Annotated in this window: 1 protein-coding gene and 1 pseudogene; both read left to right on the top strand. The window is 69.1% G+C overall.

From position 1 onward, the window contains the following. Window positions 1-36: 36 nt before the first annotated feature. Window positions 37-522 (top strand): annotated as a pseudogene (locus ACWD4A_RS35380) (helix-turn-helix domain-containing protein); the annotation flags it as partial. Window positions 523-653: 131 nt separating this feature from the next. Next, window positions 654-1,208 (top strand): IS630 family transposase, encoded by a 555-nt coding sequence (locus ACWD4A_RS35375; RefSeq protein WP_451200582.1) that lies wholly within the window; start codon window positions 654-656, stop codon window positions 1,206-1,208. The last annotated feature ends 14 nt before the right edge of the window (window positions 1,209-1,222 follow it).

Below are 1,222 nucleotides of genomic sequence, written 5' to 3'. Positions count from 1 at the left end.
TGCTCGATTCCGCTTTAGCGGGGTAGTTGTAGGGGTGTGGGGTTGCCGGTTCGGGCTTCTCGGGGGCGAGTTGCCGTGCCGAAGCTGTTGTCGGCCCGTCCTGCCTGGGACGTGGCCGAAGAGGAGAAGGTCTGCAGGCTGGCCGGTGCCCGGCATGCGCCGGCGGACTGGATCTTGCGGGCCAGGATCATCGTGCTGAGCTGGGAAGGACACCGTGTCCCTGCTATAGCGTCCCGGCTCGGGTGCCATCACAAGACGGTGCGCAAGTGGCTGCACCGGTTCAACACCCAGGGCCTGGACGGGCTCGGGGACCGTCCGGGATGCGGCCGCAAGCGCCGGATCACCGAGGCCGAACGCTCACGCATCATCGAGCTGGTCCGCTGCGATCCACCGGGCCGGCTGGTGCGCGAGCCGTGGGGTGACCTGGCGGCCGAGGACGAGTCCGCCCCGGGCGAGTGGACCCTGGATTCCCTCACCGAGGCGGCCCGGCGCCAGGGTATCGACATCCAGCGCTCCCAGGTCCGCAGGATCCTGCTGGCCGAGGGCGTGCGCTGGCGCCGTACCCGGTCCTGGATCACCAGCCGTGATCTGGAGTTCTCCCCAAAAGGACCCGGATCGTCGGCCTGTACACGGCCCCGCCGGAGGGCGCCACGGTGGTCTGCGCGGACGAGCTCGGCCCCGTCATCCCGCGCACGTTCCCGCCGGCGCCGGGCTGGTCACCGGACGGCCACCGCATCAAGGCCGAGCTCGACTACAGCCGCGGGCCGGAGAAGACCTGGGTCTACGGCGCCCTGCGGCCGGCCGACGGCCAGGAGATCACCATGACCGCCTCCTCCCGCAACAGCGTCAACTACCAGAAGTTCCTCCACCTGCTGGAGGACGCCAACCCCACCGGCGACATCGTGATCGTCACCGACAACCTCTCCTCCCACAACAGCAAGGCCACCCGCGAATGGCTGGAGGACCACCCGCGCATCCGCCACGCGTTCATCCCGGTCGGCGCGTGCTGGCTCAACCTCCAGGAAGGCTGGTGGCGCCTCTTCCGCAAGGCGGCCCTGGCCGGACAGTCCTTCGCCGACCCCGACGAGATCGACCACGCCACCAGAATCGCAACCGCCCAGCTCAACGCACGCGCCAAACCCTGGATCTGGGGCAGACCAGCCCCACCCACGCGCATCCTCAGGCGCCGTTTTGAGTACCGCCTTTGAGGAATCGAGCACTA

It is taken from the genome of Streptomyces sp. NPDC002537 (assembly GCF_053594975.1).
This window is presented reverse-complemented; position numbering and strand designations above follow the sequence as displayed.